Here is a 26266-nt window from a genome sequence, read left to right as displayed (position 1 = left end):
ATGAGATGCATTTAAAAAATCAGTTTCGCCGTTAATGAATTTTTCAAAGCCCATGTTTTGTTTATTACAATACATACTATATAGAAGGTTTGTTGAGGGAATATAAATGGAATGTTATATATTATTATGTTTTTGTAAATAGATTGTAAATAAATACATTTATTAAGCTTGTTGATATCCAGTTAGTTTTTTACCAAAAGTCGTGGTCGCTTCTTATAAAGACATACTGCATTTTGTGTGGAATCTATTTAAAAATTTTTTCTATCATAAAACAGACGTGTTGATTATCCAATTATATCCATAAAAATATTAGGCATTCGTTGATTGGCAGCTTTAGATATAAAAATGTTCCCACAAGAGATGATTTCAAATCGTATGGAAAATACAAAAAGTACGAATGTTGTTTCGCACCCAACATTCGTACTTTGCGTTTTATCTCAATTTATAAGACAGCTATATTGTCATATAAAAACGTTATTCTTCTGTGTTATCAGAAGTATTTTTAGATGTGGATCTGATAATTTTTTGTCCTACAGTTTCCTCATCTTTTTTTAACTCTTTCTTTTTTAAAGAAAAATAAGTGTCAACCGCTTCTCTCGCAATTTCATTATTGATTGCTTCATAATTATCATTCGTCGTTACCCATGGGACAACTACTGCATAAGCGATTTCTGGATTCTTATACGGTGCAAAACCAATATGTGTAATCGTCAATGTCCGTAAACCGTATGCAGCTTTTTTCGGACCGTAATAGACAACTTCTGCTGTACCTGTTTTACCAGCGGCATCAAATTTCGCATCTTGAAAATATTTGGCTGCCGTACCTTTACTACCAAAATACACGCGATGCATTCCTTCTTTAACATGATCAATCTCATATTGAGAATTATTGATCGTATTTAATACGTTAGGACTAAACTCTTCAATAATGGGGCCAAGTGTCTTCCCATCTTCTGAAGGCTCGCGAATCTCTTTTGCAAGACGTGGTTGAACTCTTTTCCCGCCATTGGCCACTGTTGAAACATATTGCGCTAATTGAAGTGGTGTAAATGTATCAAATTGTCCGATGGCTAAGTCAAGTAATTTACCAGGCAATAGTTCTTGCCCTTTAAAACCTGCAAACTCCCCTGGTAAGTCAATGCCTGTATCAGATCCTAACCCAAATTGTGCATAAGAGTTCCGCATTTTCGTAAAATCAGACGGTTTTACAGCAAGCCCACCATTATACACATAGTGAACACCAGCAATTTTCATTGCAACTTGGAACATATACGAGTTCGATGATTGCTCAAGAGCGTCCAAATCGGACATTGGAATCGCACCATTTCGATTAAAGATAGATGATTTAGGTGCTGTACTAGCAATTTTAATAGGTTTATCGGTTAATACTTCATTCGGACTTACAGCATGATAGGAATATCCCGTTAATAGTGTCGCAGGTTTAATCACTGATCCTACTTCATAAGCAGATGTGAATGTACCGATTGCATAATCATTGACGACGGAGCGACCGTTTTCATCCGTATCAATTTTTTTCCCGACCATTGATAAGATTTCACCCGTATTCGGATTCATCATGACAAGGAATGCTCGGTCTAGCAAACTGGAAGCACCCGTTGCCTTTGCTGAGAGCAAATGTTGTTCCACAATCTTTTCTAATTTCTTTTGCAACTGACTATCAATGGTTAGAACTAAGTCTTTTCCTGGAGAACCTGGGAAAGTTGTTTTTGTTTCGACTACTTGTCCCTTCCCATTGGTTTCATTTTTTACGACAGCTTTTTGACCTTGTAATAGATCTTCGTATTGGGCTTCGATATAACTTTTTCCCACACGATCATTTCTAGAATAACCACGTGCCAAATAATAATCTAGCTTGTCTTTTGGAATTCCTTCCGACGGTGTCGTGGTGGACCCTAAGATACTTAAATCGGAATTCTTTTTGCGCTCCCAGTCTGTTGTTGTATTGACATTTGGCAATTCATTTAAATGTTCGGATACAATGGCAAACTCTTTATCTGTGACTTTATCACTTTTGATAATTTGAGGGGATAAATTATAGCCGGCTAACATTTTGCTATAAATGGCTAAAACCTGTAAATCTTTTTTGGTAAAACTGTTTAGTTCGGCTTTTGTAATACGTTTACGTACTAATTTATCAATCTCTGCTTGTTTATCTGATGCTGATAATTTTTCATCTTTTTCAATAGCAGATTTTTCTTGTTTGGTTACCTTTGCATAGGCCTCTGTTTTATGAATCGTGATCCAATAATCTTGTTTATCACGCAACGCGATTTTTTTCGTATCCATTTTAATAAGTTGTGCCAATTTTTTAGCGGTTTTAAGCATTTCCTTACTTGTAGTTGATTGTAACTTCGTATACGTAATAGCATTCTTCGGTTTATTATCAACTAATACTCGTCCTTGACGGTCATATATTCTCCCTCTTGGAACACTAGTATTAACTGTGACTTCTTCTGTTTGTTCTAATTCCCTAACATAATCTTCCCCTTTTACGATTTGCATATAACCTAAACGTAAAATAAGGATTGAAAATAACAAGAAAATCGAGAAGAAAAGAATGTTCATTCGAAAAGAAAGATTTGCACGCTGTTTTGCTTTGACATTTGAAGCACGTTTCTTTATATTTTTGTTTTTTTGGCGCATGCTTTTAGCCCCTTTCCGCTCAATTTACAATTAGTAGTATATCATTTTTTAACCAGAAACATAAAACGATTTCGTAAAAAATGAAGAATTGCATGCTTTTCCAAAACATAGAGAGTTAGCATTCCCTACCTATATCTATGTATTTGTTTCAATCTATACCGAAAAGTTTGGTGAAACGATCCGCTATAAAGGAAGGCTTAGTAATATTTGAAAGCTTCTTCTATCCTCAAAATAATTCTGCGGTATCGCGATCTATTTTTCTAGGGTACATTGTTTTGAAAATTTATATGTAGGTAATTCTTCAAAATCCACAAAGATTTTGAAGATTTTATTTTAGCTAATGGATCAATTTTTATATACAGAAAAAAACAAGATCCAGTTTCACTTGGCAAAAAAATAAGCACGCATCTTACTGACGTGTAAGATACGTGCTTAGTTCCAATAAAACCAATATTATTTTGCAGCAGCGTAACGTTCTGCAACTTTATCCCAATCTACAACATTCCAAAATGCTGCAATATAGTCAGGACGACGGTTTTGATAATTTAAGTAGTAAGCATGTTCCCAAACATCAAGACCTAGTAATGGTGTTTTACCTTCACTTAGTGGAGAATCTTGGTTTGGAGTAGAAGAAATTTCTAGTTCGCCGTTAGCTAATGATAGCCAAGCCCAGCCTGACCCAAAACGAGTTTTAGCTGCTGTAGCGAATTTTTCTTTAAATGCATCAAATGAACCGAATTTTTCATCGATTGCTTTTGCTAATTCGCCAGTTGGTTGACCGCCACCATTTGGAGATAATGATTCCCAGAATAATGAGTGGTTAGCGTGACCGCCGCCATTGTTACGAACAGCTGTACGAATTGCTTCAGGAACAGCAGCTAAGTTAGCGATAATTTCTTCAACTGATTTTCCTTCGAATTCTGCTTTGCCTTCTAAAGCAGCGTTTAAGCCCGCTACGTATGTAGCATGATGTTTGTCGTGATGGATTTCCATTGTTTTAGCATCAATATGTGGTTCTAATGCATCAAATGCGTATGGTAAGTTTGGTAATTCAAATGCCATAATAAAATTCCTCCTCAAAATTTAATAGTTATTTACTACATTCAATAGGTTAACAAAATTTAGATTTGCCTTCAAATATTATTAACTATATTTTGCAATTTCAGTCTTTAGTCTGAAATACTACTCATTTTATACAGCTAACGCGAATAGAACGATCATCACGATTTGCACAATTCCCTTTGTCACGACGGAAGTCAAAAAGCCAACAAGCGATCCAACCCCTGTTTTTAAGGCCAGTTTCAGAGAACTCTTTGAAAATAGTAATTCTGCAATGACGGCTCCGATAAACGGTCCGATTAAAATCCCCGCAAAAGGAATCACAAAAGGACCCACCAATAACCCAATGGTACTTCCCCAAATACCAGCCTCAGACCCTCCAAATTTCTTCACACCAAATGCGTTTGCCAATGTATCGGCACCAAACAGCAATATAGTAAAAAGTACTTCACTAACCCAGAACCACCACGGAAATTCACTAAATCCATGAAAAAGTCCATGGATGATGAAACCTAAAAAGATAAATAAAACAGAAGGAATAATCGGATAGATCAGTCCAACAAATGCAATGATAAAACTAGTAATAACAAGAATCCATGAGAGAATATCCATTCACTTTCTCCTTTCTATAATACCTCAATATAGTTAAGTAGATGTTTTCTATTATTCGATTTTATCCATAAAATGAATGAAGGAGATGTCCGAAAAATCCACATTAATAAAAAGCTATCCATCCCCCAATAATTAAATTCACTTTATATATTTTCTCATTAAGACATGAAAAATGCCAATTTATAGATTCTCAATTTTTCCTAGCAATCTTCAAAATCAATATCTATATCTGTATCTGTGTCTGTATCTGTATCTAGCAAAACTTGATCTCAAACATTTTTGAAATCATTTATGCGTTGTGTGTGCATATCCTGGTGATTTCCATGTTACTATACTATTGGAGGTTATATATATGAAGATCAAACATTGGCAGTTATTCACTGACAGCCTCATTCATCCTAAAAAGCTTGCTGCATATCGACTGCTTCCAATTGGAAAAGTTATTCAATACGTCTTGCTACTGGTGCTATTCGTTACCATTGTTTCTTTTATTCAATTTATAACTGGGGTAGGATTTGAAACAAGCCAAATGAAAGGATTGAAACAATTTGTCGACGACATTGAATGGCTGATATATCCATTTGCTTTTGTACTATTATTTATCATTAATTCGTTTACGCTTTTTGTTCAAATTAGTATTTACGCTTTTGTCGGGCTGGGCATTTTGAAGCTTCAAAATAGACGTGGGGAATTCCGACATATTTGGCGTACTGCTGCATTTGCTGTAACATTAGCAACGATTTTCACGACACTTTCTGTCTTTATCACGACGAATAATCGCTTAGTATCCAGCATTAGTATTGTTATTACAGCTATTTTCTTGATCATTGCTTGTTCAAAATATCCTATTCAACCGAAAAAATAGGTCTGAATCTCTTTCTTTTTCATATATTGATGGAAAAGGGAGGGATTTTTTGTGAGAGTACTAGTTTCTGCACTTATTATTTTAATTTGTGCATATTTTATAAAAGTAGATTTAATGGAAGGAACCATATCAAAAGCGGATTTTTACACCCCAAAACAAAAATGCGAGGAAACGGATAAAATTCAAACGATCACTGTTACAACTGCACCAGGAGATACGTGGGAATCATTATTTTCTTTATACCCAGCAGAAAATTTAACCTTTGCTGATCGTCTTGAACTTGTATATAAATTCAATCCCCACTTGTTAAAGCAAAGTTTTAAACCTGGTGAACAGGTTGTGTTGCCATTTCGGACAAAAAACGCTAATTCATGTGCAAATTAAACGGTTTATGTTTCTTTCTTGTCATTTTCTTTGAAACACTGCTAAAATAGGTTGTAGTGAAGGCTTTTAAAGCCACGAAGGAGAGAGTAATTCATGAATGAAATCACGCACCGTTCGAAAACACGTAAAGTTCGTGTAGGTGATTTAACAATCGGCGGAAGCAATGAAGTAATCATCCAAAGTATGACAACTACAAAAACACATGATGTTGAAGCAACAGTCGCTGAAATTCTTCGTTTAGAAGATGCAGGTTGCCAAATCGTTCGCGTTGCTTGTCCTGATGAACGAGCTGCTAATGCTTTAGCTGACATAAAAAAACGTATTCATATCCCACTCGTTGCGGATATTCACTTTGACTATAAACTTGCATTAAAAGCCATTGATGCTGGTGTGGATAAAATCCGGATCAATCCAGGTAATATCGGTCGTAAAGAAAAAGTAGAAGCTGTTGTCAATGCAGCAAAGGCAAAAGGTGTACCGATCCGTATAGGTGTCAATGCCGGATCACTTGAACGTAAAATTCTTGACAAATATGGTTATCCAACAGCTGATGGTATGGTAGAAAGCGCATTACACCATATTAAAATTTTAGAAGATCTTGATTTTCACGATATCATTGTATCGATGAAAGCATCTGATATTAATCTGGCTATTGAAGCCTATGAAAAAGCTGCTCGTGCATTTGATTATCCACTACATTTAGGCATCACAGAATCGGGGACACTGTTCTCTGGTACGATTAAATCTGCTGCTGGTTTGGGTTCTATCCTTTCAAAAGGTATCGGCAACACATTACGCGTTTCTTTAAGCGCTGATCCTGTGGAAGAAGTCAAAGTAGCCAAAGAATTGTTAAAATCTTTCGGTTTAGCTTCTAATATGCCAACATTGATCTCATGTCCTACTTGTGGACGTATTGAAATCGATTTAATTTCAATCGCTAACGAAGTAGAAGAATATCTGCAAACCATCAAAGCACCGATCAAGGTTTCTGTTCTTGGTTGTGCAGTAAACGGTCCTGGTGAAGCACGTGAAGCAGATATCGGTATCGCAGGTGCACGTGGTGAAGGATTACTTTTCCGTCATGGTAAAACAGTTCGTAAAGTACCAGAAGAAACAATGGTCGAAGAATTGAAAAAAGAAATTGATATTCTTGCAGAAGAGTATTATAAAAAACAAGAAGAAGAAAAAACTGTAAACACGCAACATTAGCATCTAGGAGGATTTTCTATGATGAAAAAATATAGTTTTGGCATTGATATTGATGGTACAGTAACAACACCCGATTTTCTTTTACCTTATATCAATAAAGCATTTCGCACGAATATTATATTAGACGACCTTAAAACCTATGATCTGACTGAATCACTTACTGTTGCTAAAGAGGAATTCTTTAAATGGTATAAAAAAGAAGAACTTAACATTTACAAAAATCCACCAGTTCAATTAAATGCACAGCGTATTTTATCTGACTGGTATCCCAATGTCGCATTAAACTATATTACAGCTCGTGAAGAAAACTCCCGTGAAGTGACCGATCAGTGGTTTAAAACAAAGCAATTACCATATGATACGATTGATATTGTTGGTTCAACTGACAAAGTACTTGCTGGACGTAGACATGGGGTTGAATTGTTTATGGAAGATAAACATGATAATGCGATTCATATTCATGAAGAATTAGATGTTCCTGTTTTGTTGTTCGATGCTCCGTATAATCGTGATCCCATTCCAAAGGGGGTTATTCGTGTCAATACTTGGCTTGATGCCGAACATTGGGTGAAAAAGGAATTTGGAATTTAATAGATTGTGAGAAAGAAGTATTGGAAGCTAGGTAATCCATTCATTCAAGAGCTTCATCTTCCAAAGAAAGGCTCTCTAAAAAGCAAGAGTGCAATTCAGCATCGATCTGAATTGCACTCTTTTTCTTTCGAGTAAACACGTATTTTCTGTCAGCGTAAATAAAACTCTAGATTTGTTGCGGAATCTTTCTAAGCAGAGAAAAGATACAAAGTTTTTGCATAGAAAATAAAGCAAGAGATACAAAACTAATGCATTGAAGTATTCTATTTGTGTTGTGAACCAACACTTCTACTATTGTGCCTATGCCATATATTCCTTATCAAAAAACTTACTCAATGTCCATCAAAAATTGATATTCAAGATTTCTTTAGCTTTTTCTAGTTTCTTAGGCTCTTTTTTGACTGTCATATACATCATTTCTTTTTTCATTGTATCTTGGAAGAAAATCGTACCATCCTTAAGCATGTAGATCTTATAAGTTAGTTTATTCATTTCTTTTGTATCACCAAGCGCTACTATATAACTTCCTTTTTTATCTAATTGTTTTACAACTTCTGCCTGCTTTTCAGATTTAGGAACCATTACAACAGATCGATTAACAGTTCGTATATAATCTTGTACGACGGCAGGATCTTGAATTAGTTTGTTTGTCTCTTTTGTTGAAACACCTTTATCATTTACACTTTGAATATATAGATATTGATAAAATTCAGTTTTAGGAATAATAATTTCTCTTGTATTTGCTTTAGAATCACCTTTTCCACAGCCGACTAATCCAATGATTAAAACAATTACTAATAAAGAGGCTTTTAATAATCTCATGGCAGAACTCTCCTTTTCCCTACTATAACTTTCCCCAACTCATATTATACATTGTAAAATATTATAAAATTCACTATAGATGAACTTGTAACAAGATTGGCAAACCTTATCATAAATCTTCGATATTTAAAATCCATAAAACTATTATCTTTAACAATCTTTTTGTATAATAATTAATAAAGAAAGAGATGTTAGGCGTATTGATGATCTATTATCATTTTTGCCCTATTTTTTTCTAATTAATCCGCATGAAAAACATATAAGAATCGAGAAAAGTGGTGTAGAATAATGGACTGGCAATATTTTTTGAATGTCTTCGTAAATTGTTTTATTTTCCTCTTTTTCATTCAATACATTATCAGTACATTTAAATCGAAAAACAAAGATCTATTATCCAAAATACTCATCAATTGCCTGATTATCTCAACCATGATCACATTATCTATACCTGTTCTTGAACAATGTGATATTCGATTGGGATATGTGATTGAATTTCCTTTTGAAGAATAAGATCCAAGAGACCAACCCAAAACCTTATTAAATGAATAAACCGTATGAAATCAGATTGATAAAGCTGATTTTCATACGGTTTTATTTTCAAGATTTTTATTAAAATCTATTCATTTTTAACTTATGTCCCATCTTCATTTCCTATTATGAATAATTATTTTGTGATTTCTTTCAAGCAATTGATAACCATTCATCAATCTTCACTGATTTTCCTCATAAAAATACTGTTAATGACGAGTTTCCTTTTGCCCATTCAAAGAGTCAAATGCTTACTATTCTTGGCTCTCTTTTTTAATTGTCCCCATGCTTTCTAGCAACGTCTTGGCATCAGTATTTAAGAAATTTAATGTTTCTTTTCTTAATAGTAATTGTTCTTTTCCTTTTATAGTCAGCTTTAAGCCTCTTAAATCAAATTTAGAAGCATACATATTGATAGCATTTATTGTGGCAATATCAGATTTCGTCAATGGCTTTTCACCAGAATCTAGTTTATGTTTGAGAAATGCAAGGATCTCTCTAGCATTGCTGTTGAGATGAACCCTATATTGATTGACCCACTCCATATTTTCCTCGATCAGTTTTCTTGCAGAAATAAAATCTAATTCATCAACCAATTTATTTATTATGGCAATTAATTCTTTATGCTCCAACGCTCTTGCCTCTTTCCAATCTATTTCTCTCTACTTTATCGGTTTAGAATAAAAAAAATTAAGTAAAATAATAAAAAACAATCAATGTATGATTTTGGAAATCTTCTAAAATCCTTAAAAATACTCGACCTCAGAAAGTTAATAAACTCGATTTTCGGGTCATAAAAAAAGCAAAAACCTGTCATCCATTAACTATGACAGGCTTTTGCGATACATTCAGGACATTTTCCATAAATTTCAAATTTGTGGTCATCTATTTCATACTCTGGTAATTGTTCTTGTAGCATATCCATTGGACAGAGATGGATTTCTTTGATCTTTCCACATTCCATACAGATAAAGTGATGGTGATGATGCTCGGTTTCACATTGCATACGAAAATGGCGTTCACCTGACAGCTCAGTTTCCTCTAATATGCCAAGTTTTACAAATGTAGCTAGATTGCGATAGATGGTATCATAGCTCATACCTGGATAATCCTTTTTCATCACAACAAGCAGGTCGCGGGCTGTTAAATATTTTTCAGTCGCTTCGAACATTTCTAGAATTTGCTCACGCTTATCTGTTTTTTTAAAGCCGCTTTTCTTTAAAATTTCCCATGCTTTTGTTAAATTCATAGCCCTCCTACTCCTTTCAATTCTTTGCCCGAATAGTCATTACCATTTTCTTTCCAATAATGACGAATAGTAAAATTAAAATAGAAGTTACTACAATTGTACCACCAGGTGCCAAATTTAAATAGAATGCAGTGACTAATCCAACGACTACCGCTAACTCGCCAAATAGAATAGCAAAGAAAATCGTTTGCTTGAATCCTTTTGCAATTCGAATACTTGCTGCAACAGGTAATGTGATCAAAGATGATACAAGCAAAATCCCCACGATCCGCATGCTTGCTGCAATGACAAGTGCTGTTACTATCATAAAGAACAGATGAATAGTTTTAGCAGGTAGACCACTTGCTTTTGCATATTCTTCATCAAAAGAAAGAACAAATAATTCTTTATAAAACATAGAGATAAACACTAATACCAATAGAGCAATACCCAGAACGATCCATAAATCCTGCCTACTGACTGCCGAAACAGAACCAAATAAATAGCTAAATAAATCCGTACTAAAGCCTTGTGCCAAGGAAATGAAAATAGCACTCATCCCAAGGCCTGCTGACATAATAATAGGGATCGCTAGTTCTTCAAAATGCTTATATAATCTGCGCAGGCGTTCAATGAAAACAGATCCCCCTACAGCAGAAATAATGCCCAAATAAATTGGATTCAAGGTGGCAAGTGCTGCGAAACTTTGGCTAATGTACAAACTGCCAGCAATCCCCGCCAACGTAACATGGCTTAATGCATCTGCAATAAGAGATAAGCGGCGCACAACAATAAAAACACCTAATAATGGGGCAATGATGCCGATAATAATTCCTGATAAAAAAGCATTTTGCAGAAAGTCATAATGTAATATTGATTCAATCATTTTTGTTTCACCTTATTGTCATGATGAATTTTGCGAACGGCATGACCATACCATGCATTCAATTGATCCTCGGATAAAGAATCATAGTCGTCTTTATAGCCATGAAAGTGGATCGTTTGATTCAAACAAGCAACGTGGCTGATCGAACTCGCTACGGTATCAACATCATGTGTCACTAAAATCATGGTCATATGATGTTGCTCATTTAAATTCGTCAGCATATCATAAAATGACTGCACATTTTCGTGGTCAATTCCGACAGTTGGTTCATCTAAAATAAGTAGTTTTGGCTCTGCAACTAGTGCTCTTGCTATAAAGACACGTTGTTGCTGACCACCAGAAAGTTCACCAATGTTTCGATTTGCAAATTGTTCCATACCAACAGCTTTCAAAGAGTTTATCACAAGCTCTTGCTGATTAGGTAAATGTCTTTTGAATAGACCAATTTTTTTAGTAAGCCCACTCGTTACAACCTCTTTTACAGTTGCAGGGAATCCAGCATTAAATGAATTGGATTTTTGTGAAACATAGCCAATCCACTCTCTATGCTTAAAAGTTGAACTTGGTTCTCCAAATAACTTGACAGTACCCTTTGTAGGCTTTAATAGACCTAAAATAATTTTCAACAAAGTAGATTTTCCAGAACCATTTGGACCGAGTAACGCTAAAAAATCACCTTCTCTAACAGTTAAAGATATATCTGTTAACACTTGCGTAAATTCATATTGAAATGAAACATCTTGTAATTCAATTAACAACTGTTGCGCCATATGCTTCGCTTCTTTCCAATCCATAATCATTACGATTTACAGAATCAAAGTATAATAGATAGAGGGAGCTTTGTAAAGAACAATCTCTTGAAAGGATGAGTATATGGATTATCTTGCATTATTAAGTGAAATTAATCGTAAATCAGATAAGGAGCTTGCTGAATATGCCAAAACTTATCAGATTCCACTTTCGAAAAAAGAAATACAAAAACTCCGCCCACTTCTTTCATCGTTTTCGATCTCATGGCTACTAACAGGTATCCCTGATCATGTGACGAAAGAAATCGAAACGGTACTTGGCAAAAAGAAAGCAAAAGAATTACTAGGAAAATACAGCAAATATATATAGGTAGAAGTAAGCAATATAAATAGCACGTCACCTCAACAGATACAATCTTTATCCAGACGTGCTATTTATTCATTTTTCTCCAATCAACACGCCTGTTATTTATGTTCATTATAAATTTTATTTTATCCCGCTTTAACGGGCAGTAAGACCCCCAACCTCAAGGTTTAGAGAGAAACGAGAAAGATACAACTGCCCGTAAAAGCCCGATTGGTTCAGCTAACCATCAGTGGGGGATGAAGAAAACCCCCACTGATGGAAGCTTCACTTTATAAATCATTTTCCTTGTAAACTCGTACTTTCAATTCTGCCCATTCCCCTTCATCGTCACCTCTTAAAATATGGAAGATTGGTGAATTGATCTGATAATCATGCCGAATCGCATATTGAAATAATTCATCGTAGGCTATTTCGGTCCTCGCTTCAAAATGATCTCTTACTCTCGTCATTAACATCTCATCTATACAGAAATAACTTTGAAAGAATAAATCCGACTCTTTCGGAACATAAGATTGTTCTATTGGAATATAAATATCGATCAGTATTTTTTCGTCAAAAGGAATGTTATGTAATGCATAAAAGAGGGGACCTGCTACTGTTAAATTTGCGTCCACCAATTTGTCATTAAAATCCTCCATTGCAAGCTCAAATTGGCTAAAATGGAGTTCATATGTATGCCAGACCACATTCTTATACATCATTGTTTCAAAATCTACAACCATTCCTCACCCTTCTTTCACTCGAGCATAAATATTCATAATCACACGATCAAATGCATCAAAACATACATGATAAAAAGGTTCTTCTATCATAAAATCATTTTCTTGCGCGTAATTTCTTAAAAGTGCATAAGCCTCTTCTAATTCGTCAATTTCTGCACATCTCACATAAATGGCTGGAGAAATTTCCAAATACTCTAATTGTTTAAATTCTGCATCATCATCTATTTCAACTTCTGTATTTAACCCAATATAATAGGAATATTTTCCAAAGGCAGGCTCGTTTTTCATCTCCTCTGCTTTAAAAACGACAGGACTTGTATAGTAAATATCTTTATTCACTAAATTTCTACGTAAACTTAAAGCAGGCAAATACCATTCCTCATGTGGAATAATCTCCTCTACACAAATAACATTGCGAATGACAAGTGATTCTTCACGTACGATCATGTTCAATCTCCTTTTTATATAATAGATTCAGAATTTAAAATATGGAATAACTATTTATCTTTTGTTCTTCTTTTTCTTTTTTCTGTGATTCTTAGGATTTACATATGGTGATTTCTTTTGCGGTGGCGGATTAACTGCAAAAGATGGAAAGCGGAAAACACAATAAGCGGCTATTATGAATTCACAATTTCCTATTAACATTGCAATATGAACCACTGACATAACTACAAAAATAAACATAATTTCCTTATCTACGAATAAATCATTAGTAAACATTGTTCCCACTATGATGGCAAATAAAAATATGATCAGAAATAATAATTTCTTTTTTACTCTTTTTCTTTTATTATTTAATTTATTTTTATTCTTAATTCCCTTTATCCAATTTCTTAACACAATTATTTGAATAATGAATCCTATTGCAATTATTATCAATACCAATGGAGCATATAAATGATATAAACCTCTATCCTTTGAAAACATTAAAATTGCAATATATTGATCCAACATTGTTTTATATGTAAATAGAACAACAGCTATAGCTAATACATTTTGATTAACATTATTAATTTTCCAACAAAGTAGAGGTAGTAATATATTAACAGCAAATAAAATAGTTTCAATATAGTAAATGGTATGCCAAATATTAGAGAGTGATTCCCATCCTACAGTGTTGGCAGTCGCAACAAATAAAGAAATACCAACTGTACACCCAGAATATAAAAGTACCCCTAAAAGATATACTCTCATTCCTGGTATAGTAAGTCGTCCCTTTTGAAGTTCATATTTAATATCTATACAGTCGTTTTCAGTCAATTGTGACATATAGACACCTCTAATTTTTTATTTTAAAAATATATTACACAATTTTAAATCCTCCTATTAGATGCAGTAAATTATTTTTTAGCTTTTTTGCCAGTTCTAGTTATTGGCTTTTGCTTACGAAATATAGTTTTAGCAACTTCAATATACTCACAAACTCCAATTAATACACCTATGTATATAACTGTCCCTATGAAAATAAAAAAATGATTCTCAAATTCCCCCATACCGTTTTTTACTACCATTCCAGTTAGAGATACCAATAAAAATAGCACTGGGAACCAAAAAACTTTTTTGGAAGGTTTTTTATCAGATTTCTCAGATATATTATTCTTCATTCTAATTAAGATCATAATTTGAAACATTATCCCTACCAAAATAATCCCCCATAAATAAATAACATACTGTTCAAAAATCCCATCATCCATCAAGAACATTGAAATAGTGATAAACGGGTCAATTGAAAACTTGTAAAGAAATAATACCATTCCAAGAATTAATACTTTTTGGTTAAATATGTTCTCTCTACGACAAACAAATAGAATTATTATTTGTAATGCAAATAATAATGCTTCGACATAGAAAACCGAATGCCATATACTAGAAAGGTTTTCCCATCCTACAGTATTTGCATTTGCCACTATTAAAGCCAATCCAACAAAAAAGCCCGATACTAGTAATAATACAAAAATATTATGTTTCATGATTGATATTGAAAATCGATCATTTTTTAACACAACCTGCTTATTATTTTCTGCTAAACGTCCCATTTTTCCACTCCTTTTATTTAAAAAATTTAACAACAGACTTTCCAAAATTTTCAAAAGAATTCACTCCTTTATTAACTAGATCTTTAGTGTGATCCGTTATACTTTTTGGAGGTTTTCCATACTTTCCATTTACAGTTGAACTAACCAATACTCCTGTTACAGCTCCAACAACTGTTCCTATTGGAGGAAATAACATTGAACCCACAGTTGCTCCTGCAGCTGCAGCCCCTGAGCTAAACGCTGTATCAACAACTGTACCCACAACAACTTTTTGGGTATCTCCTTTGTAAGTTTTATAATTGTCCGCAGCAACAATTCCTACGCCTAGGGGTCCTAATCCTTTTCCTACACCTTTCATACTTTTCCCCAGTAAATTCATACCCTTAGTACCTTCTTTAAAACTTTCTGTTGCATTTTTATAAGCAATTTTAGGATTTTTCCAGTTTGGTAACGATTTGATCGTCTTTTTGGTTGCTTTATATTTTTTTCCTGCAAATTCATCCCCAAATGTTGTAGCCATTCTTATAACTTTTTTCGAAGCGGAGAGCTTTATAAACTTTCTATATTTTTCTAATCCAAATAATTTATCATATTCTCGCAGCATCGCAAGCTTACCACGTTCTTTTCCATATACCTCCAAGCTATTTCTTAATATTTTATAATTATCCTTTGTGAATGCCTTTGTTTTAAATTCCCCTAAATGATGCATAAATTCCTTTACTTTGAATTTATATAAAGTGGTATTTAAAAGTAAATTATTAAGATTTCGATATTGTTCTTTTGTTAAAGCATGGCTACCCAAATTTTTCAACTTTCTTCGAGATGCTTCATCTAGGTTAAAATAAATATATAACTGTGCTGCGGCAGTCATTAGTGTGTTTGCCTTATTAATATTTTTTAATACCTTTTCAAAGCTCTTCATGCCAGCCAACATTCCCACAGTCATGGTTGCCCATTCGATTTGTATGTTTTCAATATCTTTTGAATTGAGTTTAGGAAAATTATTGGACGATGCTATGCTATTTGTAGTAAGCTGTCTAATTTTCTGCATCACTTTTTCTACATCTTGTTTGGAATCGTTAACGATCTGTAATCCCTTTTGATTAAAATGATGATATCTTTCCTTAACATCTTGTATATACTTCTCTGAGTTGCCCATATTGTCGATAAACATTGAAATGACTGGTGGCTGTAAGCTGATGATATCTGACACGCTTGTTATGATTTGTTGTCCTTCATGATGTATATCCTTCATGCTATTTTCTAATGTTTTTACTTCTTTATTTAAATCGATTAAATATTCTTTTGTTAGAATAGCATTAGAATCCACATCCACCATTTGCTGAAATGCATAAATCATTTTTGAATAATTTTCCAATACATGTCGCGTAGTTTCTTGTAAATCCATTATTATTTGTCCGTGAACATTCTGAAAATATTGTTTCGTTGTATCTGCAGTTACTCCTTGAAACGAATGCATTTTGCTTATGTTATTTGTTTTTTGTTTAACTGTATCTAATTTGGCAGTGATATTCTCCACACTACTCTTTAAATCGAATTGAAGATCTAGCAATTCTTCCATCGCTATCTTCATGCATTTCAACTCCTAGCATCTTCATTATTTTTTTATTTGGTTTGCTAGATGCTCATCGTGCTGTATCATAGAATCTCCTATAGTTTGTAACTTGGTCAGATCTGTTCCCAAAAATTGGTCATATAAGCTTAATACATTTTTTAAATCCTCTATGACCTTTAGTTGTTCTTCTATGCTGCTTACATCTGTCATTTTGAATTGATGCCTTGGTATTTTAACACCTTCTAAAACAGATTTAGCATTTTTAATCTCCTTAACCGTTGAATCAAATACTAATTTATTGATCGAGATTTCTCCCATAGATTATTCATCCTTCTTTCGCCGATATTTCAATAGAATGACTGAGACTTGAAATACTAGATTGTAAAGAAAAAATATCTTCATAACAAAGTTGTAGCTGATTGGACAATCTCACAATTTCCTCTTCCATGCTATCTTCTATACTTTGCAAACTTTGATTATAATCTCCTAAGGATTGTCCGATATTATGCTTTACATTTTCATATTTATTTTTCGTAATACCCTTCCAAAGTGTTGTATCTATGTCTAAACTTTGAATTTTCCTTTCATAATGGCTACTTTCATTTATGACATCAATTAGTTGTGCTTTTGCTGATTTAAGACGCTCAATTTTACCATTTAAAATAGTAATTTGTTGCCTTTTTTGAGCTATTTGTCCTTGCAAAGCAGATCTTCTGCTAATTAGTTCCGCTTTATCCAAATTCACACCTACCTTCAAAATCGCCATATGTATTATTTTCCAACATTTACACTTCATAAATCAATAGTTTTCCAAATAACAGAACTTTAGACTTTATTTTGCTAATTATAATATTCCTATCTAAAACATTTTGCATATGTAAATTATCCTATCCATTTTCATGTTTTGGTGCATTTGTAATTTTTCATCCCGCGTTAACGGGCAGTAAGACCCCCATCTCAAGGTTTAGGGAAAAACGAGAAGGATAGGTTGGGGGAATCAACTGCCCGTAAAAACACCTGTTCTTTTATTTAAAAGGACAAGTGTTTTGCAAAATGTTTAGGTCTAAGATAGCGAGTATTCGAATAATGTGCATGAAAGACATCCTAATGTTTTTACATTTTTCTCACCTATCAAAATTTTATAAAATCAACACATGTGATGTGAGTATAAACGTAAAAAAACACGCGTGTTGATTTGACAAAATTAGGGGTGTCTGTTTGGCATAGCTTTTGAAAAACTCTGTATTTTTAAGAACATTTATATAGATCTTCGCTGCGGCTTGCTCGAGTCCTCGAAAATGCATGCGCATTTCCTTCGTGCGGTGTTGATTCGATGAAGCCAATTCAATGTCCCGCGGGAAAAGCGAATAGATGAGACCCCGCAGCGTAGCGATTAAGGAACAGAGTTGTAGTGCGCCACGTCCTGTGGCAACGACTCCGTGACCAACATCCTGTTGCCCCCAGCATTCGCCCGCGGGAAAGCGAGCAAGCCTTCGCTGCAATCAACAAATCCCCCTATTTTCATGGATTAAATTGGATAATCAACACGCCTGGTAAAAAAACTCCCTATTATTAATTCTCATCTATATGGATTGGAGCGAAGGCTTTTTTCATCCAAATTTTTTGTCCAAATTGTGAAATCACATATATACGAGAAAAAAACACTTACATCAAAGAAAAATTTTTTGCTATAGTGAAAAATAGACCAGTTGGTATGATGGGGGTGTACTAACTAAATGGAAACAAAATCGCTGATAATCAACATCGCGAAAAAACTTTTTCAGCTAAAAGGATATAAAGGTGTTGATTTTAATGAAATCATAAAAGAATGCAATATTACCCAAGGTTCACTTTATTATCATTTTTCGAATGGTAAAGAAGAATGATCAATCATTATGTATTGCTTTGCTTAACAAAAAAAGCTGCTGCTGAACCCTTAAAAGGAATTTCAAATTAACTACCAAAATTATTGAAGGAGCCTTATGAGTGAATAAAAAAATTAAAACTGGCCCAATAATGGCTGCACTTTTAGTAGCTGGATTTGTTGGATTATTTAGTGAAACAGCTTTAAATATAGCATTGGGAGATCTAAGTAAGATATTCCATGCAGACACTACAACTATCCAATGGTTAGCAACAGGCTATTTTTTAACCCTTGGTATTTTAGTGCCTGTAACTGGAATTTTAATGCAAAAGTTCACCACTCGCCAAATGTTTATGGTGTCATTAATCTTCTCTATTGTTGGAACTGTTCTTGCAGCTTTAGCACCCGTTTTCAGTCTATTGTTAACAGCGCGCGTTATTCAAGCAGCTGGACTTGCTATTATTTTACCATTAACACAAAATGTTATTTTTACGATTTTCCCGCCAACGAAACGTGGTGGTGCTATGGGGATCATGGGTTTAGTTATTTTAGCCGGACCAGCGTTTGGTCCTACCTTAGCTGGGATCATTTTAGATACGTTATCTTGGCACTGGATTTTCTGGTTTACAGTCCCATTCTTATTATTCTCCATAATCTTCGGGTATTACTATGTCCCAAATGTCAATGATGTCCAAAAAGTATCCATTGATATTATTTCTGTAGTATTATCAACGATCGGTTTTGGAGGAGTCGTATATGGAGTCAGTATTGGCGGAGATATTGGATGGGCAAGTGCAACCGTATTTGCAACTACCATTATTGGTCTAATTGCGCTCATTCTTTTCGCTATTCGTCAAACAAAAATGGATCATCCAATGTTGAATTTAATAGCATTTAAATATCCGATGTTTGTATTAGGAGTTCTCATGAATATCATTACATTTTTAAATATGTTATCAATGCTTGTCGTATTACCTATGTATATGCAAATGGCACTCTTAGTCTCAGCATTTGTAACAGGTTTAATCATGTTACCTGGTAGTTTATTGAACTGTATTCTAGCTCCAACTATAGGACGACTATTTGATCAATATGGTCCTCGTGCTGTCATCACTCCTGGAACAGTCCTTGTTGTCATTGGCTATAGTTTATATGCAATGTATGGGACAGAAACTGCTTTATGGATGATGGTGATCACACATATTGTGATGATGCTTGGTATCGGTATGGTACTTGCTTCTGTACAAACCAATACATTAAATGCATTACCAAAGCAATTCTATCCGGATGGTATCGCTATTACACAAACAGCTCAACAAGTATCTGGAGCCATTGGAATTGCTGTGATGGTTTCACTTTTCTCTGCACAAAAAAATAGCTATCTAGCTACTGTAGCAAACGATTTACCAAACGCGGTAGCAACAGGTTCTTCATTTGTTTTCACGATTAGTTTGGTTTTAGCTCTTATTAATTTTGTACTTTCACTGTTTTTGAAAAGAACATAATGAAATTTAAAAATGATTGTTAATATATTCATAGTAATAAAATTTTAACTCTACTCCATTTGGAATTTGCATTGAAAATCGAGTATATTTGACTCAATATTATGTATATCATTAATAATGCGACCTGCATGTATTTAAACCCTATACTAAAGTATTAAAAGCCATTCCATTTGCAATTATTATAACAAATGGAATGGCTTTTTTAATTTTTATTCTCCACGTAATGCGTCAATTTTTTCAGGCATAAACTTTTGGGATTGGAGCATTTCGATTTCATAAGCATATGGGGCTTTTTTGTGTTTAGCATCTGTGCCAACCCATGGTGTTTCAAGGATTTTAGGGATTTCTGTAAATGCCTCATGATGTGCGATACGATTCAATGCTTCAAAGCCGATATATCCGAAGCCAATGTTTTCGTGGCGGTCCTTTGCAGCGCCACAAACATTTTTACTATCATTGATATGTAGAACTTTGATGCGATCAACGCCAATGACTTTGTCAAAATGATCTAAAACGCCGTCAAAATCATTTATGATATCATATCCTGCATCATGTGTATGGCATGTATCATAACATATAGATAAGCGTTCATTATTGGTGACACCATCTATAATTTTGGCTAATTCTTCAAATGTCCGACCACATTCAGATCCCTTGCCAGCCATTGTTTCTAACGCAATTTGAACCGGATAATCAGTTGATAAGACCTCATTTAAGCCTTCGATGATTTTTGCAATTCCTACATCGGCACCTGCACCAACATGAGCACCTGGATGCAATACAATTTGTGTTGCACCGATTGCAGCTGTACGTTCAATTTCTTTTTGCAAAAAATCTACACCAAGTGCAAAGACCTCTGGCTTCGTTGTGTTAGCGATATTAATAATATATGGCGCATGCACAACGATATTCGATAAACCATGTTCTTTCATATGTGCTAAACCTGCTTCAATATTCAATTCTTCAATAGGTTTTCTACGCGTGTTTTGTGGTGCACCTGTATAAATCATGAAAGTAGTTGCTCCATAAGAAGCAGCTTCTTCACTTGATGCGAGAAGCATTTTTTTGCCACTCATTGATACATGAGAACCAATAAGCATGTTCTAAGATCTCCTTTCTAATGTTAACGATTGCGACTACGTTTACGTCTTTCTTTTTTCTTGATTTTTTCCATTTCCCATCGCATATTTCGTTTATAGCCCGGTTTTACTTTTTTTGGTTTACGAACGCGTGCTTTTGCGATTTTGTCGATTTCGTCTTCTTTTCTTTCACGTTTTTGACGTTGATGGCGGTCTTTCATATCCACAATTTCTTCATTTTTAATGTCTTTTGCTTGGAATGGAATTCCCATATTTTCAACGCGTGCAATGGCATCTTCATCAGATGGTTCGAAAATAGTTATGGCTAGTCCCTTATTGCCAGCACGTGCTGTTCGACCTACGCGATGGATGAAAAACTCTAAATCTGTTGGTAATTCATAATTTATGACATGGCTGACGCCAGGAATATCGATACCACGAGCAGCTAAATCTGTCGCAACAATATATTGGAATTCGAGATCACGTATTTGTTTCATCATTTTTTTGCGGTCACGGGGCGTAAGATCTCCATGAACACGACCCACACGATAACCATTCGTCGTAAGAAAATCAGCAACATATTCCGCTTGTTTACGGGTATTCGTAAAAATAATGGCCAAATAGGGATTTATGGCTTCCATTATCTCTAATAATTTTTGGTTTCTTGATTTACTACGAGTCGGAATAAGATAGAAATCTAAGTTTTCCGCTACAGGCTTTTTATCATCCATCTGAATGTGAACAGGTGATTCCATATATTTTTTCAAAAATGGTTGTAAGCTTTCAGGTACTGTTGCAGAGAAAACAAACATTTCAAGAGTTTCTGGCATTTGTGATGCAAATTGATCAATATCCTCTATAAAGCCCATGTCAAAGGCAAGATCCGCTTCATCAATGACAAGAATAGATGCTGTATGAACAAGCAACGCCTTTTCGTTCACTAAATCACGAATTCGTCCTGGTGTACCAACGACAATTTGCGGCTGTGTTTTTAGCTTATCAATTGAACGCTGTTTGTCAGTACCTCCAATAAATAGTTTTGCTTGAATATCGGTTTCTTCTATTAACTTGTGCAATTCCACATTAATTTGCATAGCTAATTCACGTGTTGGAGCTGCAATTACAGCTTGCACTTCCTGTTTGTCTTGACGAATACGTTCTACAATCGGGATTAAAAAACTATGCGTCTTTCCTGTACCAGTGTGTGCTTGTCCGATCGCACTTTTTCCTTTTAAAATAAGTGGGATCATTTCTTTTTGAATGGGTGTTGGCTCTGTAAAGCCTAACTTTTGAATAGCCTCTCGTAAAAAAGGCTGAAAATTATAATCTGTATATTTGGACATCAATTGTCCCTCCTAACTTCCTTCAATCATTGTAACACGATTCGCATTCATTAGACCATTTGCATATCATATCTATTAATAAGGCATTCGTCAATTCCTTTGGTGATTTTTCCTATGTACTCTTTTGTCATCACTTTAATGAGTATTTAAAACCTCTTTTTCACTTCTCTCATATGAAATAACAGAGGATAACTCAGATTGACTTAACCAATATGTCAAACAAGTTAGATCGTTCTTTGCCTTGTGTAAATTTGATTTTATCTTGAAAACATGAAAGGAGAATCTTATGGTTTACCCATCTTTTTTCCCATATGGTAACTCCTCATTTCAAAGAGGTTTTAATCCGTATGGAATGCAACAAATGATGCGACCTATGCCCGTTCCACCTACTAGAGCCGTTGGAAATTTTGGCGGACCACCACAAGCTATACCTAGAGCTATCAATAATGCTGCTCAAAATTTTGCAAGAGGTGGCGGAGGTGGTGGGAATTTTGCAAGTATGGCGAGAGCTGCTGGGAACTTTGCCGGCGGAGCCGCAAGGGCTGCTGATTCAGCGGGGAATTTTGCTGGGGCTGCCGAAGCAACTGGAGCTGCAGCTGCGGTTGGAGGAGCCGGTGCGCTGGGGGGCTTTGCCAAAATAGAACAATACTTAAATACAGCTGATCAATTATTCAATACTGCTCAGAAATTTACGCCTATGGTCAAACAAATCTCGCCTATGTTCCAGAATCTTCCTGCCCTCTATAGACTTTACAAAGGTTTCCGATCTATTCCTAACGCTAATGGTCCAACAAATGCGGCCGGCCCTGCACAAAATGGCGATACACAACAAAGAAGACCAATGAGGTTTAGGTTTGGTGGAAATGGAGCTCCACCTCCAACTCCACAACCAGAAACGCAAGCACAAACATTTACACCAAGAACACGTCCATCCACACCGCGTATATTCCAACCTCCATTTGATGCTTAAACTCTAACTTTGTATTCAAATCATGAGTCCGTTATAATAGACGTAGCGAGCATTGAAAGGAGTTCGAATCATGCAAGTCATTAAAATTACACCAAGGGGATATTGTTATGGCGTGGTTGATGCCATGGTCATTGCACGCAATGCAGCTCTTGATAAAACATTACCAAGACCGATATATATACTCGGAATGATTGTTCATAATAAACACGTTACGGATGCATTCGAACAAGATGGAATTATTACTTTAGATGGACCAAACCGACTTGCGATTTTAGAACAAGTTGAACAAGGAACTGTTATTTTTACGGCACATGGCGTGTCGCCAGAAGTTCGTGAATTAGCACGTAAAAAAGGATTAATCGCTATTGATGCAACATGCCCAGATGTCACCGTTACGCATGAATTGATCAAAGAAAAATCCGCTCAAGGTTATGAAATTATTTATATTGGTAAGAAAGGACACCCTGAGCCAGAAGGTGCTATCGGTGTCGCTCCAGGTCATGTGCATTTAGTGCAAAATTTAAAGGATGTTGAACAATTAAACCTACAAACAAATAAGATCCTCGTGACAAACCAAACGACGATGAGTCAATGGGATGTGGCGGATTTAATGGAACGTTTAAAAGAAAAATACCCATATATTGAGATTCATAAAGAAATCTGTTTAGCGACTCAGGTTCGACAAGAAGCTGTCGCGAAACAAGCAGGTGAGGCTGACCTATTACTGGTCGTTGGAGATCCTAGGAGTAACAATTCAAATCGTTTAACGCAAGTTTCTGAAGAGATTGCTCATACACACTCTTATCGGATTGCGGATTTATCAGAACTCAAACTTGAATGGTTGGATGGAGTCGAAAAGGTAGGAGTTACTGCAGGCGCTTCTACACCAACACCAATTGTTAAAGAAGTGATTAAATTTTTAGAACAATATGATCCTAATGACCCTGCAACACATGATTTAACGAGAACCGTTACACTGAATAAAATTTTGCCTAAAATTAAACAGCCTACGCCAGTTGAAAAAATCATGCCTTATAATCTAACTGAAAAATAAAGCAAAACTTCACACTACGGGATTTTCTTCGTTCCCTACTCGTTCTCTGCTTTTTACTGGCGTTTCGTAGTGATTACTGTGTGTTCGTATTTTGTAATCTTTTTCAAGCATTACTCTATATGAAAAGCCATAGGAAAAGAGCGCCTAGCATCATTTTTAGAGTGATTAGGCGCTCTTTCTTTTTATAAAAAGTTCCATTTTTTCTTAGGCTCATGTAGTTTAAAAAATTATATAAATTGGAAGGGCTCCGTTGAAATTTTAGAAGGAATAAACGTACAATCAAGTCCATATTCAGCGCAAAGTAGTGTCATTTTTTCGGCTACGCCTATTTTCATCACACTTTCTACATGATGACCTGGATCGACAATGTGTAATCCTATACTCTCTGCATCTTGTGCAATATGAAAATACATATCTCCAGTTACAAATACATCAGCCCCCACACGTTTCGCAGCATAGATATATTTATTGCCATCACCACCTAGAACAGCTATTTTACTGACTTGCGTTGATAAATCACCAACAACACGAACTGTTGGTACATTCAATGATTTTTTTACATGTTCAGCAAATTCTTGTAAAGTCATAGGATCGATGGTGCCGATTCTGCCTAATCCCATTTCTTTTGCAGGGGTCTCCAAGGCAAATAAATCGTATGCAGGTTCTTCATAAGGATGATGGTTTAACATGGCGCGTAAGACTTTATTTTTGTTTGTTTCTGCGACGACAACTTCTATTTTAGTTTCTGCTTCTGTATGTAATTTCCCAATTTCACCTACAAAGGGTTGTGCTCCATTTAACGCTCTAAATCTTCCCTCTCCTGAAACGGTATAACTACATGAATCATAATCCCCTATTTTTCCCGCACCAGCCCCCGCCATTGCTTGACGTAATTGTTCAGCATAATTTTCAGGAACATAAACAGCTAGCTTATACATTTTTTCTGTAAATGTAGGTACTAGCACTTTGCAATTTTTCAATTGTAGTGCTTCTGCCAAAAGATCATTTACTCCCCCATCAGCAACATCTAAATTTGTATGTGCTGCATATACCGCAACATCATTTTTAATACATTTTTCAAATAATTGGCCTTTTGGATTATCTGTACGTAGGTTGGCTAGTTTTCGGAAAATAGGTGGATGATGAGCAATGATCAGTTGACAATTGTTGTCGATGGCTTCATTAACTACCTCTTCGTTGACATCCAATGTCACCAATACTTTTGAAACAGGCTTGTTTAGAGTTCCGATTGCTAAGCCAATAGGATCACCATCCATTGCTGCAATTTTTTTGGGAGACCATGATTCAAAAATTTGTATAATTTCTTGTCCATTTGTTTTCTTCATCATTGTAAAATCTCCTTCACCATTTTAATACGCTGTTCTAATGATTTCTGTTTCTCAATGATTTCTTCTGATCGGCCGGCTTTTTCAAGTGCTTTTAAAACAGTTTGCCATTGCTCGATTTCATGGTTCCATTTTTCTTTAAACACATCATTTTGTTGTTGCATCAATACTGGGCCCAATAGCAATGCTTCAGCTGATAAGAGCTGTCCCCCAGGTTCAAGTACTAATATTTCATAAATTTTCCCGTCTTCTTTTAAAATGGATTCATCGATAATCTTCCAATTACGTTGAACGGCCCATTCCCGAATAGCAATTGCATGTATATTAGGCTGAAGGATTAACCGCTTTACGCCCGTCAATCGCTTCACATCTTTTTCTAAAATAGATGCTATTAAAGGTCCACCCATTCCTGCAATTGTAATAACAGTTATGTGGTCTTCTTGCTCGATGGCTTGTAGTCCATCTGCTAGACGTACTGTAATTTGGTTTTGTAAGCCTTCTTGTTTTACTTCGTGGCATGCTGATTCATATGGACCTTTTACAACTTCGCCTGCAATCACCTTTGTAGCAATATGATTTAAAACTAAATAACATGGTAAATAGGCATGATCACTACCTATATCAGCTACTATTGTATTTTCAGGTACAAATGAAGCCACTTTTTCAAGGCGTTTAGATAATTTTTGAGCATTCATATTCGGCTTCTCCTTTCTTGTTGTATTGTATCGAAAATAATCACTTTTTGTATAGAAAAGTGATAGATCGAGCTTGGATAACGCGCATCTGTTTTCACATAAAAAACCC

General features: G+C 35.0%; 28 protein-coding genes. 9 read left to right on the top strand and 19 right to left on the bottom strand.

What is annotated here, in order from left to right:
* Nucleotides 1-474: 474 nt before the first annotated feature.
* The 3 genes from FEU33_RS04980 to FEU33_RS04970 all read right to left on the bottom strand — a co-directional run bounded on the left by FEU33_RS04980 (nt 475) and on the right by FEU33_RS04970 (nt 4335).
* On the bottom strand, nt 475-2664 hold the full coding sequence (locus tag FEU33_RS04980) for a peptidoglycan D,D-transpeptidase FtsI family protein (protein WP_146548314.1): 2190 nt from the start codon (nt 2662-2664) through the stop codon (nt 475-477).
* 453 nt (nt 2665-3117) lie between these two features.
* Nucleotides 3118-3726, bottom strand: a complete 609-nt coding sequence (locus FEU33_RS04975) for a superoxide dismutase (RefSeq protein ID WP_146548313.1) — start codon at nt 3724-3726, stop codon at nt 3118-3120.
* Nucleotides 3727-3855: 129 nt separating this feature from the next.
* Nucleotides 3856-4335 (bottom strand): DUF456 domain-containing protein, encoded by a 480-nt coding sequence (locus FEU33_RS04970; protein WP_146548312.1) that lies wholly within the window; start codon nt 4333-4335, stop codon nt 3856-3858.
* 352 nt (nt 4336-4687) lie between these two features.
* On the opposite strand from FEU33_RS04970, the gene FEU33_RS04965 reads away from it, so the two are divergent.
* From FEU33_RS04965 to FEU33_RS04950, 4 genes are all read left to right on the top strand, one after another.
* Nucleotides 4688-5200: a DUF1189 family protein gene (locus FEU33_RS04965; protein ID WP_244950973.1), complete on the top strand. Its 513-nt coding sequence runs from the start codon at nt 4688-4690 to the stop codon at nt 5198-5200.
* A gap of 51 nt (nt 5201-5251) precedes the next feature.
* Nucleotides 5252-5584, top strand: a complete 333-nt coding sequence (locus FEU33_RS04960) for a hypothetical protein (protein WP_146548311.1) — start codon at nt 5252-5254, stop codon at nt 5582-5584.
* A gap of 93 nt (nt 5585-5677) precedes the next feature.
* Nucleotides 5678-6793: a flavodoxin-dependent (E)-4-hydroxy-3-methylbut-2-enyl-diphosphate synthase gene (gene ispG, locus FEU33_RS04955; RefSeq protein ID WP_146548310.1), complete on the top strand. Its 1116-nt coding sequence runs from the start codon at nt 5678-5680 to the stop codon at nt 6791-6793.
* Between the two features lie 18 nt (nt 6794-6811).
* Complete coding sequence (locus tag FEU33_RS04950; RefSeq protein WP_312755832.1) at nt 6812-7384, top strand: hypothetical protein; 573 nt, start codon at nt 6812-6814, stop codon at nt 7382-7384.
* Between the two features lie 342 nt (nt 7385-7726).
* Here FEU33_RS04950 and FEU33_RS04945 read toward each other — a convergent pair whose 3' ends face one another.
* From FEU33_RS04945 to FEU33_RS04925, 5 genes are all read right to left on the bottom strand, one after another.
* Nucleotides 7727-8206 (bottom strand): hypothetical protein, encoded by a 480-nt coding sequence (locus FEU33_RS04945; RefSeq protein WP_146548309.1) that lies wholly within the window; start codon nt 8204-8206, stop codon nt 7727-7729.
* Nucleotides 8207-8988: 782 nt separating this feature from the next.
* The gene (locus FEU33_RS04940; RefSeq protein ID WP_146548308.1) at nt 8989-9366 is read right to left on the bottom strand and encodes a hypothetical protein; all 378 of its coding nucleotides are present in this window, start codon (nt 9364-9366) and stop codon (nt 8989-8991) included.
* Nucleotides 9367-9554: 188 nt separating this feature from the next.
* Nucleotides 9555-9983, bottom strand: coding sequence for a Fur family transcriptional regulator (locus FEU33_RS04935; protein WP_146548307.1), 429 nt, complete (start codon nt 9981-9983; stop codon nt 9555-9557).
* 16 nt (nt 9984-9999) lie between these two features.
* The gene (locus FEU33_RS04930; RefSeq protein WP_146548306.1) at nt 10000-10848 is read right to left on the bottom strand and encodes a metal ABC transporter permease; all 849 of its coding nucleotides are present in this window, start codon (nt 10846-10848) and stop codon (nt 10000-10002) included.
* Nucleotides 10845-11618: a metal ABC transporter ATP-binding protein gene (locus FEU33_RS04925; protein WP_146548305.1), complete on the bottom strand. Its 774-nt coding sequence runs from the start codon at nt 11616-11618 to the stop codon at nt 10845-10847. Before FEU33_RS04925 ends, FEU33_RS04930 begins: the two co-directional genes overlap by 4 nt.
* Nucleotides 11619-11721: 103 nt before the next feature.
* Between FEU33_RS04925 and FEU33_RS04920 the strand changes: the two genes are divergently transcribed.
* Nucleotides 11722-11967 carry a DUF2624 family protein gene (locus FEU33_RS04920; RefSeq protein WP_146548304.1) on the top strand — a complete coding sequence of 82 codons (246 nt, stop codon included), beginning with the start codon at nt 11722-11724 and terminating at the stop codon, nt 11965-11967.
* Nucleotides 11968-12233: 266 nt separating this feature from the next.
* On the opposite strand, the gene FEU33_RS04915 is transcribed toward FEU33_RS04920, so the two are convergent.
* The 7 genes from FEU33_RS04915 to FEU33_RS04885 all read right to left on the bottom strand — a co-directional run bounded on the left by FEU33_RS04915 (nt 12234) and on the right by FEU33_RS04885 (nt 17040).
* Nucleotides 12234-12686, bottom strand: coding sequence for a DUF5085 family protein (locus tag FEU33_RS04915; protein WP_146548303.1), 453 nt, complete (start codon nt 12684-12686; stop codon nt 12234-12236).
* Between the two features lie 3 nt (nt 12687-12689).
* A complete protein-coding gene (locus FEU33_RS04910) occupies nt 12690-13133 on the bottom strand; it encodes a DUF5085 family protein (protein ID WP_146548302.1) in 444 nt (147 codons plus the stop codon).
* A 54-nt stretch (nt 13134-13187) separates the two neighbouring features.
* Entirely contained in the window at nt 13188-13958 is a 771-nt protein-coding gene (locus tag FEU33_RS04905) for a hypothetical protein (RefSeq protein ID WP_146548301.1), read from the bottom strand.
* Between the two features lie 71 nt (nt 13959-14029).
* Nucleotides 14030-14725, bottom strand: a complete 696-nt coding sequence (locus tag FEU33_RS04900; protein WP_146548300.1) for a hypothetical protein — start codon at nt 14723-14725, stop codon at nt 14030-14032.
* Nucleotides 14726-14738: 13 nt separating this feature from the next.
* Entirely contained in the window at nt 14739-16319 is a 1581-nt protein-coding gene (locus tag FEU33_RS04895) for a T7SS effector LXG polymorphic toxin (protein WP_146548299.1), read from the bottom strand.
* Nucleotides 16320-16343: 24 nt separating this feature from the next.
* Nucleotides 16344-16619, bottom strand: a complete 276-nt coding sequence (locus FEU33_RS04890) for a TIGR04197 family type VII secretion effector (RefSeq protein WP_146548298.1) — start codon at nt 16617-16619, stop codon at nt 16344-16346.
* A gap of 7 nt (nt 16620-16626) precedes the next feature.
* Nucleotides 16627-17040: a YwqH-like family protein gene (locus FEU33_RS04885; protein ID WP_186725733.1), complete on the bottom strand. Its 414-nt coding sequence runs from the start codon at nt 17038-17040 to the stop codon at nt 16627-16629.
* 997 nt (nt 17041-18037) lie between these two features.
* On the opposite strand from FEU33_RS04885, the gene FEU33_RS04880 reads away from it, so the two are divergent.
* Together FEU33_RS04880 and FEU33_RS04875 are read left to right on the top strand one after the other, a co-directional pair.
* Complete coding sequence (locus FEU33_RS04880; RefSeq protein ID WP_146548296.1) at nt 18038-18187, top strand: helix-turn-helix domain-containing protein; 150 nt, start codon at nt 18038-18040, stop codon at nt 18185-18187.
* A 130-nt stretch (nt 18188-18317) separates the two neighbouring features.
* Nucleotides 18318-19670 carry a DHA2 family efflux MFS transporter permease subunit gene (locus tag FEU33_RS04875; RefSeq protein ID WP_146549902.1) on the top strand — a complete coding sequence of 451 codons (1353 nt, stop codon included), beginning with the start codon at nt 18318-18320 and terminating at the stop codon, nt 19668-19670.
* 209 nt (nt 19671-19879) lie between these two features.
* Here FEU33_RS04875 and FEU33_RS04870 read toward each other — a convergent pair whose 3' ends face one another.
* Nucleotides 19880-20770: a deoxyribonuclease IV gene (locus FEU33_RS04870; protein WP_146548295.1), complete on the bottom strand. Its 891-nt coding sequence runs from the start codon at nt 20768-20770 to the stop codon at nt 19880-19882.
* 23 nt (nt 20771-20793) lie between these two features.
* The gene (locus FEU33_RS04865; RefSeq protein WP_146548294.1) at nt 20794-22092 is read right to left on the bottom strand and encodes a DEAD/DEAH box helicase; all 1299 of its coding nucleotides are present in this window, start codon (nt 22090-22092) and stop codon (nt 20794-20796) included.
* A 286-nt stretch (nt 22093-22378) separates the two neighbouring features.
* On the opposite strand from FEU33_RS04865, the gene vrrA reads away from it, so the two are divergent.
* Nucleotides 22379-23062 carry a VrrA/YqfQ family protein gene (gene vrrA, locus FEU33_RS04860; protein ID WP_146548293.1) on the top strand — a complete coding sequence of 228 codons (684 nt, stop codon included), beginning with the start codon at nt 22379-22381 and terminating at the stop codon, nt 23060-23062.
* Between the two features lie 70 nt (nt 23063-23132).
* Nucleotides 23133-24116: a 4-hydroxy-3-methylbut-2-enyl diphosphate reductase gene (locus tag FEU33_RS04855; protein WP_146548292.1), complete on the top strand. Its 984-nt coding sequence runs from the start codon at nt 23133-23135 to the stop codon at nt 24114-24116.
* 227 nt (nt 24117-24343) lie between these two features.
* On the opposite strand, the gene FEU33_RS04850 is transcribed toward FEU33_RS04855, so the two are convergent.
* Both FEU33_RS04850 and FEU33_RS04845 read right to left on the bottom strand, forming a co-directional pair.
* On the bottom strand, nt 24344-25462 hold the full coding sequence (locus tag FEU33_RS04850) for a Nif3-like dinuclear metal center hexameric protein (protein ID WP_146549901.1): 1119 nt from the start codon (nt 25460-25462) through the stop codon (nt 24344-24346).
* Nucleotides 25462-26157, bottom strand: a complete 696-nt coding sequence (locus FEU33_RS04845) for a tRNA (adenine(22)-N(1))-methyltransferase (RefSeq protein ID WP_146548291.1) — start codon at nt 26155-26157, stop codon at nt 25462-25464. The genes FEU33_RS04850 and FEU33_RS04845 overlap by 1 nt, the downstream gene beginning before the upstream one ends.
* Nucleotides 26158-26266 lie beyond the last annotated feature (109 nt).

This window comes from Rummeliibacillus suwonensis (assembly GCF_007896435.1).
Taxonomy (GTDB): Bacteria; Bacillota; Bacilli; order Bacillales_A; family Planococcaceae; genus Rummeliibacillus; species Rummeliibacillus suwonensis.
Note: the sequence above shows the minus strand (reverse complement) of the source record. Positions and strands in the feature narration are given on the sequence as shown.

Excerpts from the sequence above, each read along its gene's own strand:
- FEU33_RS04980 (WP_146548314.1), bottom strand. The coding sequence starts at position 2,664 with ATGCGCCAAAAAAACAAAAATATAAAGAAACGTGCTTCAAATGTCAAA.
- FEU33_RS04975 (WP_146548313.1), bottom strand. The coding sequence starts at position 3,726 with ATGGCATTTGAATTACCAAACTTACCATACGCATTTGATGCATTAGAA.
- FEU33_RS04970 (WP_146548312.1), bottom strand. The coding sequence starts at position 4,335 with ATGGATATTCTCTCATGGATTCTTGTTATTACTAGTTTTATCATTGCA.
- FEU33_RS04965 (WP_244950973.1), top strand. The coding sequence starts at position 4,688 with ATGAAGATCAAACATTGGCAGTTATTCACTGACAGCCTCATTCATCCT.
- ispG (WP_146548310.1), top strand. The coding sequence starts at position 5,678 with ATGAATGAAATCACGCACCGTTCGAAAACACGTAAAGTTCGTGTAGGT.
- FEU33_RS04950 (WP_312755832.1), top strand. The coding sequence starts at position 6,812 with ATGATGAAAAAATATAGTTTTGGCATTGATATTGATGGTACAGTAACA.
- FEU33_RS04945 (WP_146548309.1), bottom strand. The coding sequence starts at position 8,206 with ATGAGATTATTAAAAGCCTCTTTATTAGTAATTGTTTTAATCATTGGA.
- FEU33_RS04935 (WP_146548307.1), bottom strand. The coding sequence starts at position 9,983 with ATGAATTTAACAAAAGCATGGGAAATTTTAAAGAAAAGCGGCTTTAAA.
- FEU33_RS04930 (WP_146548306.1), bottom strand. The coding sequence starts at position 10,848 with ATGATTGAATCAATATTACATTATGACTTTCTGCAAAATGCTTTTTTA.
- FEU33_RS04925 (WP_146548305.1), bottom strand. The coding sequence starts at position 11,618 with ATGGCGCAACAGTTGTTAATTGAATTACAAGATGTTTCATTTCAATAT.
- FEU33_RS04920 (WP_146548304.1), top strand. The coding sequence starts at position 11,722 with ATGGATTATCTTGCATTATTAAGTGAAATTAATCGTAAATCAGATAAG.
- FEU33_RS04915 (WP_146548303.1), bottom strand. The coding sequence starts at position 12,686 with ATGGTTGTAGATTTTGAAACAATGATGTATAAGAATGTGGTCTGGCAT.
- FEU33_RS04910 (WP_146548302.1), bottom strand. The coding sequence starts at position 13,133 with ATGATCGTACGTGAAGAATCACTTGTCATTCGCAATGTTATTTGTGTA.
- FEU33_RS04905 (WP_146548301.1), bottom strand. The coding sequence starts at position 13,958 with ATGTCACAATTGACTGAAAACGACTGTATAGATATTAAATATGAACTT.
- FEU33_RS04900 (WP_146548300.1), bottom strand. The coding sequence starts at position 14,725 with ATGGGACGTTTAGCAGAAAATAATAAGCAGGTTGTGTTAAAAAATGAT.
- FEU33_RS04895 (WP_146548299.1), bottom strand. The coding sequence starts at position 16,319 with ATGAAGATAGCGATGGAAGAATTGCTAGATCTTCAATTCGATTTAAAG.
- FEU33_RS04890 (WP_146548298.1), bottom strand. The coding sequence starts at position 16,619 with ATGGGAGAAATCTCGATCAATAAATTAGTATTTGATTCAACGGTTAAG.
- FEU33_RS04880 (WP_146548296.1), top strand. The coding sequence starts at position 18,038 with ATGGAAACAAAATCGCTGATAATCAACATCGCGAAAAAACTTTTTCAG.
- FEU33_RS04875 (WP_146549902.1), top strand. The coding sequence starts at position 18,318 with ATGGCTGCACTTTTAGTAGCTGGATTTGTTGGATTATTTAGTGAAACA.
- FEU33_RS04870 (WP_146548295.1), bottom strand. The coding sequence starts at position 20,770 with ATGCTTATTGGTTCTCATGTATCAATGAGTGGCAAAAAAATGCTTCTC.
- FEU33_RS04865 (WP_146548294.1), bottom strand. The coding sequence starts at position 22,092 with ATGTCCAAATATACAGATTATAATTTTCAGCCTTTTTTACGAGAGGCT.
- vrrA (WP_146548293.1), top strand. The coding sequence starts at position 22,379 with ATGGTTTACCCATCTTTTTTCCCATATGGTAACTCCTCATTTCAAAGA.
- FEU33_RS04855 (WP_146548292.1), top strand. The coding sequence starts at position 23,133 with ATGCAAGTCATTAAAATTACACCAAGGGGATATTGTTATGGCGTGGTT.
- FEU33_RS04850 (WP_146549901.1), bottom strand. The coding sequence starts at position 25,462 with ATGAAGAAAACAAATGGACAAGAAATTATACAAATTTTTGAATCATGG.
- FEU33_RS04845 (WP_146548291.1), bottom strand. The coding sequence starts at position 26,157 with ATGAATGCTCAAAAATTATCTAAACGCCTTGAAAAAGTGGCTTCATTT.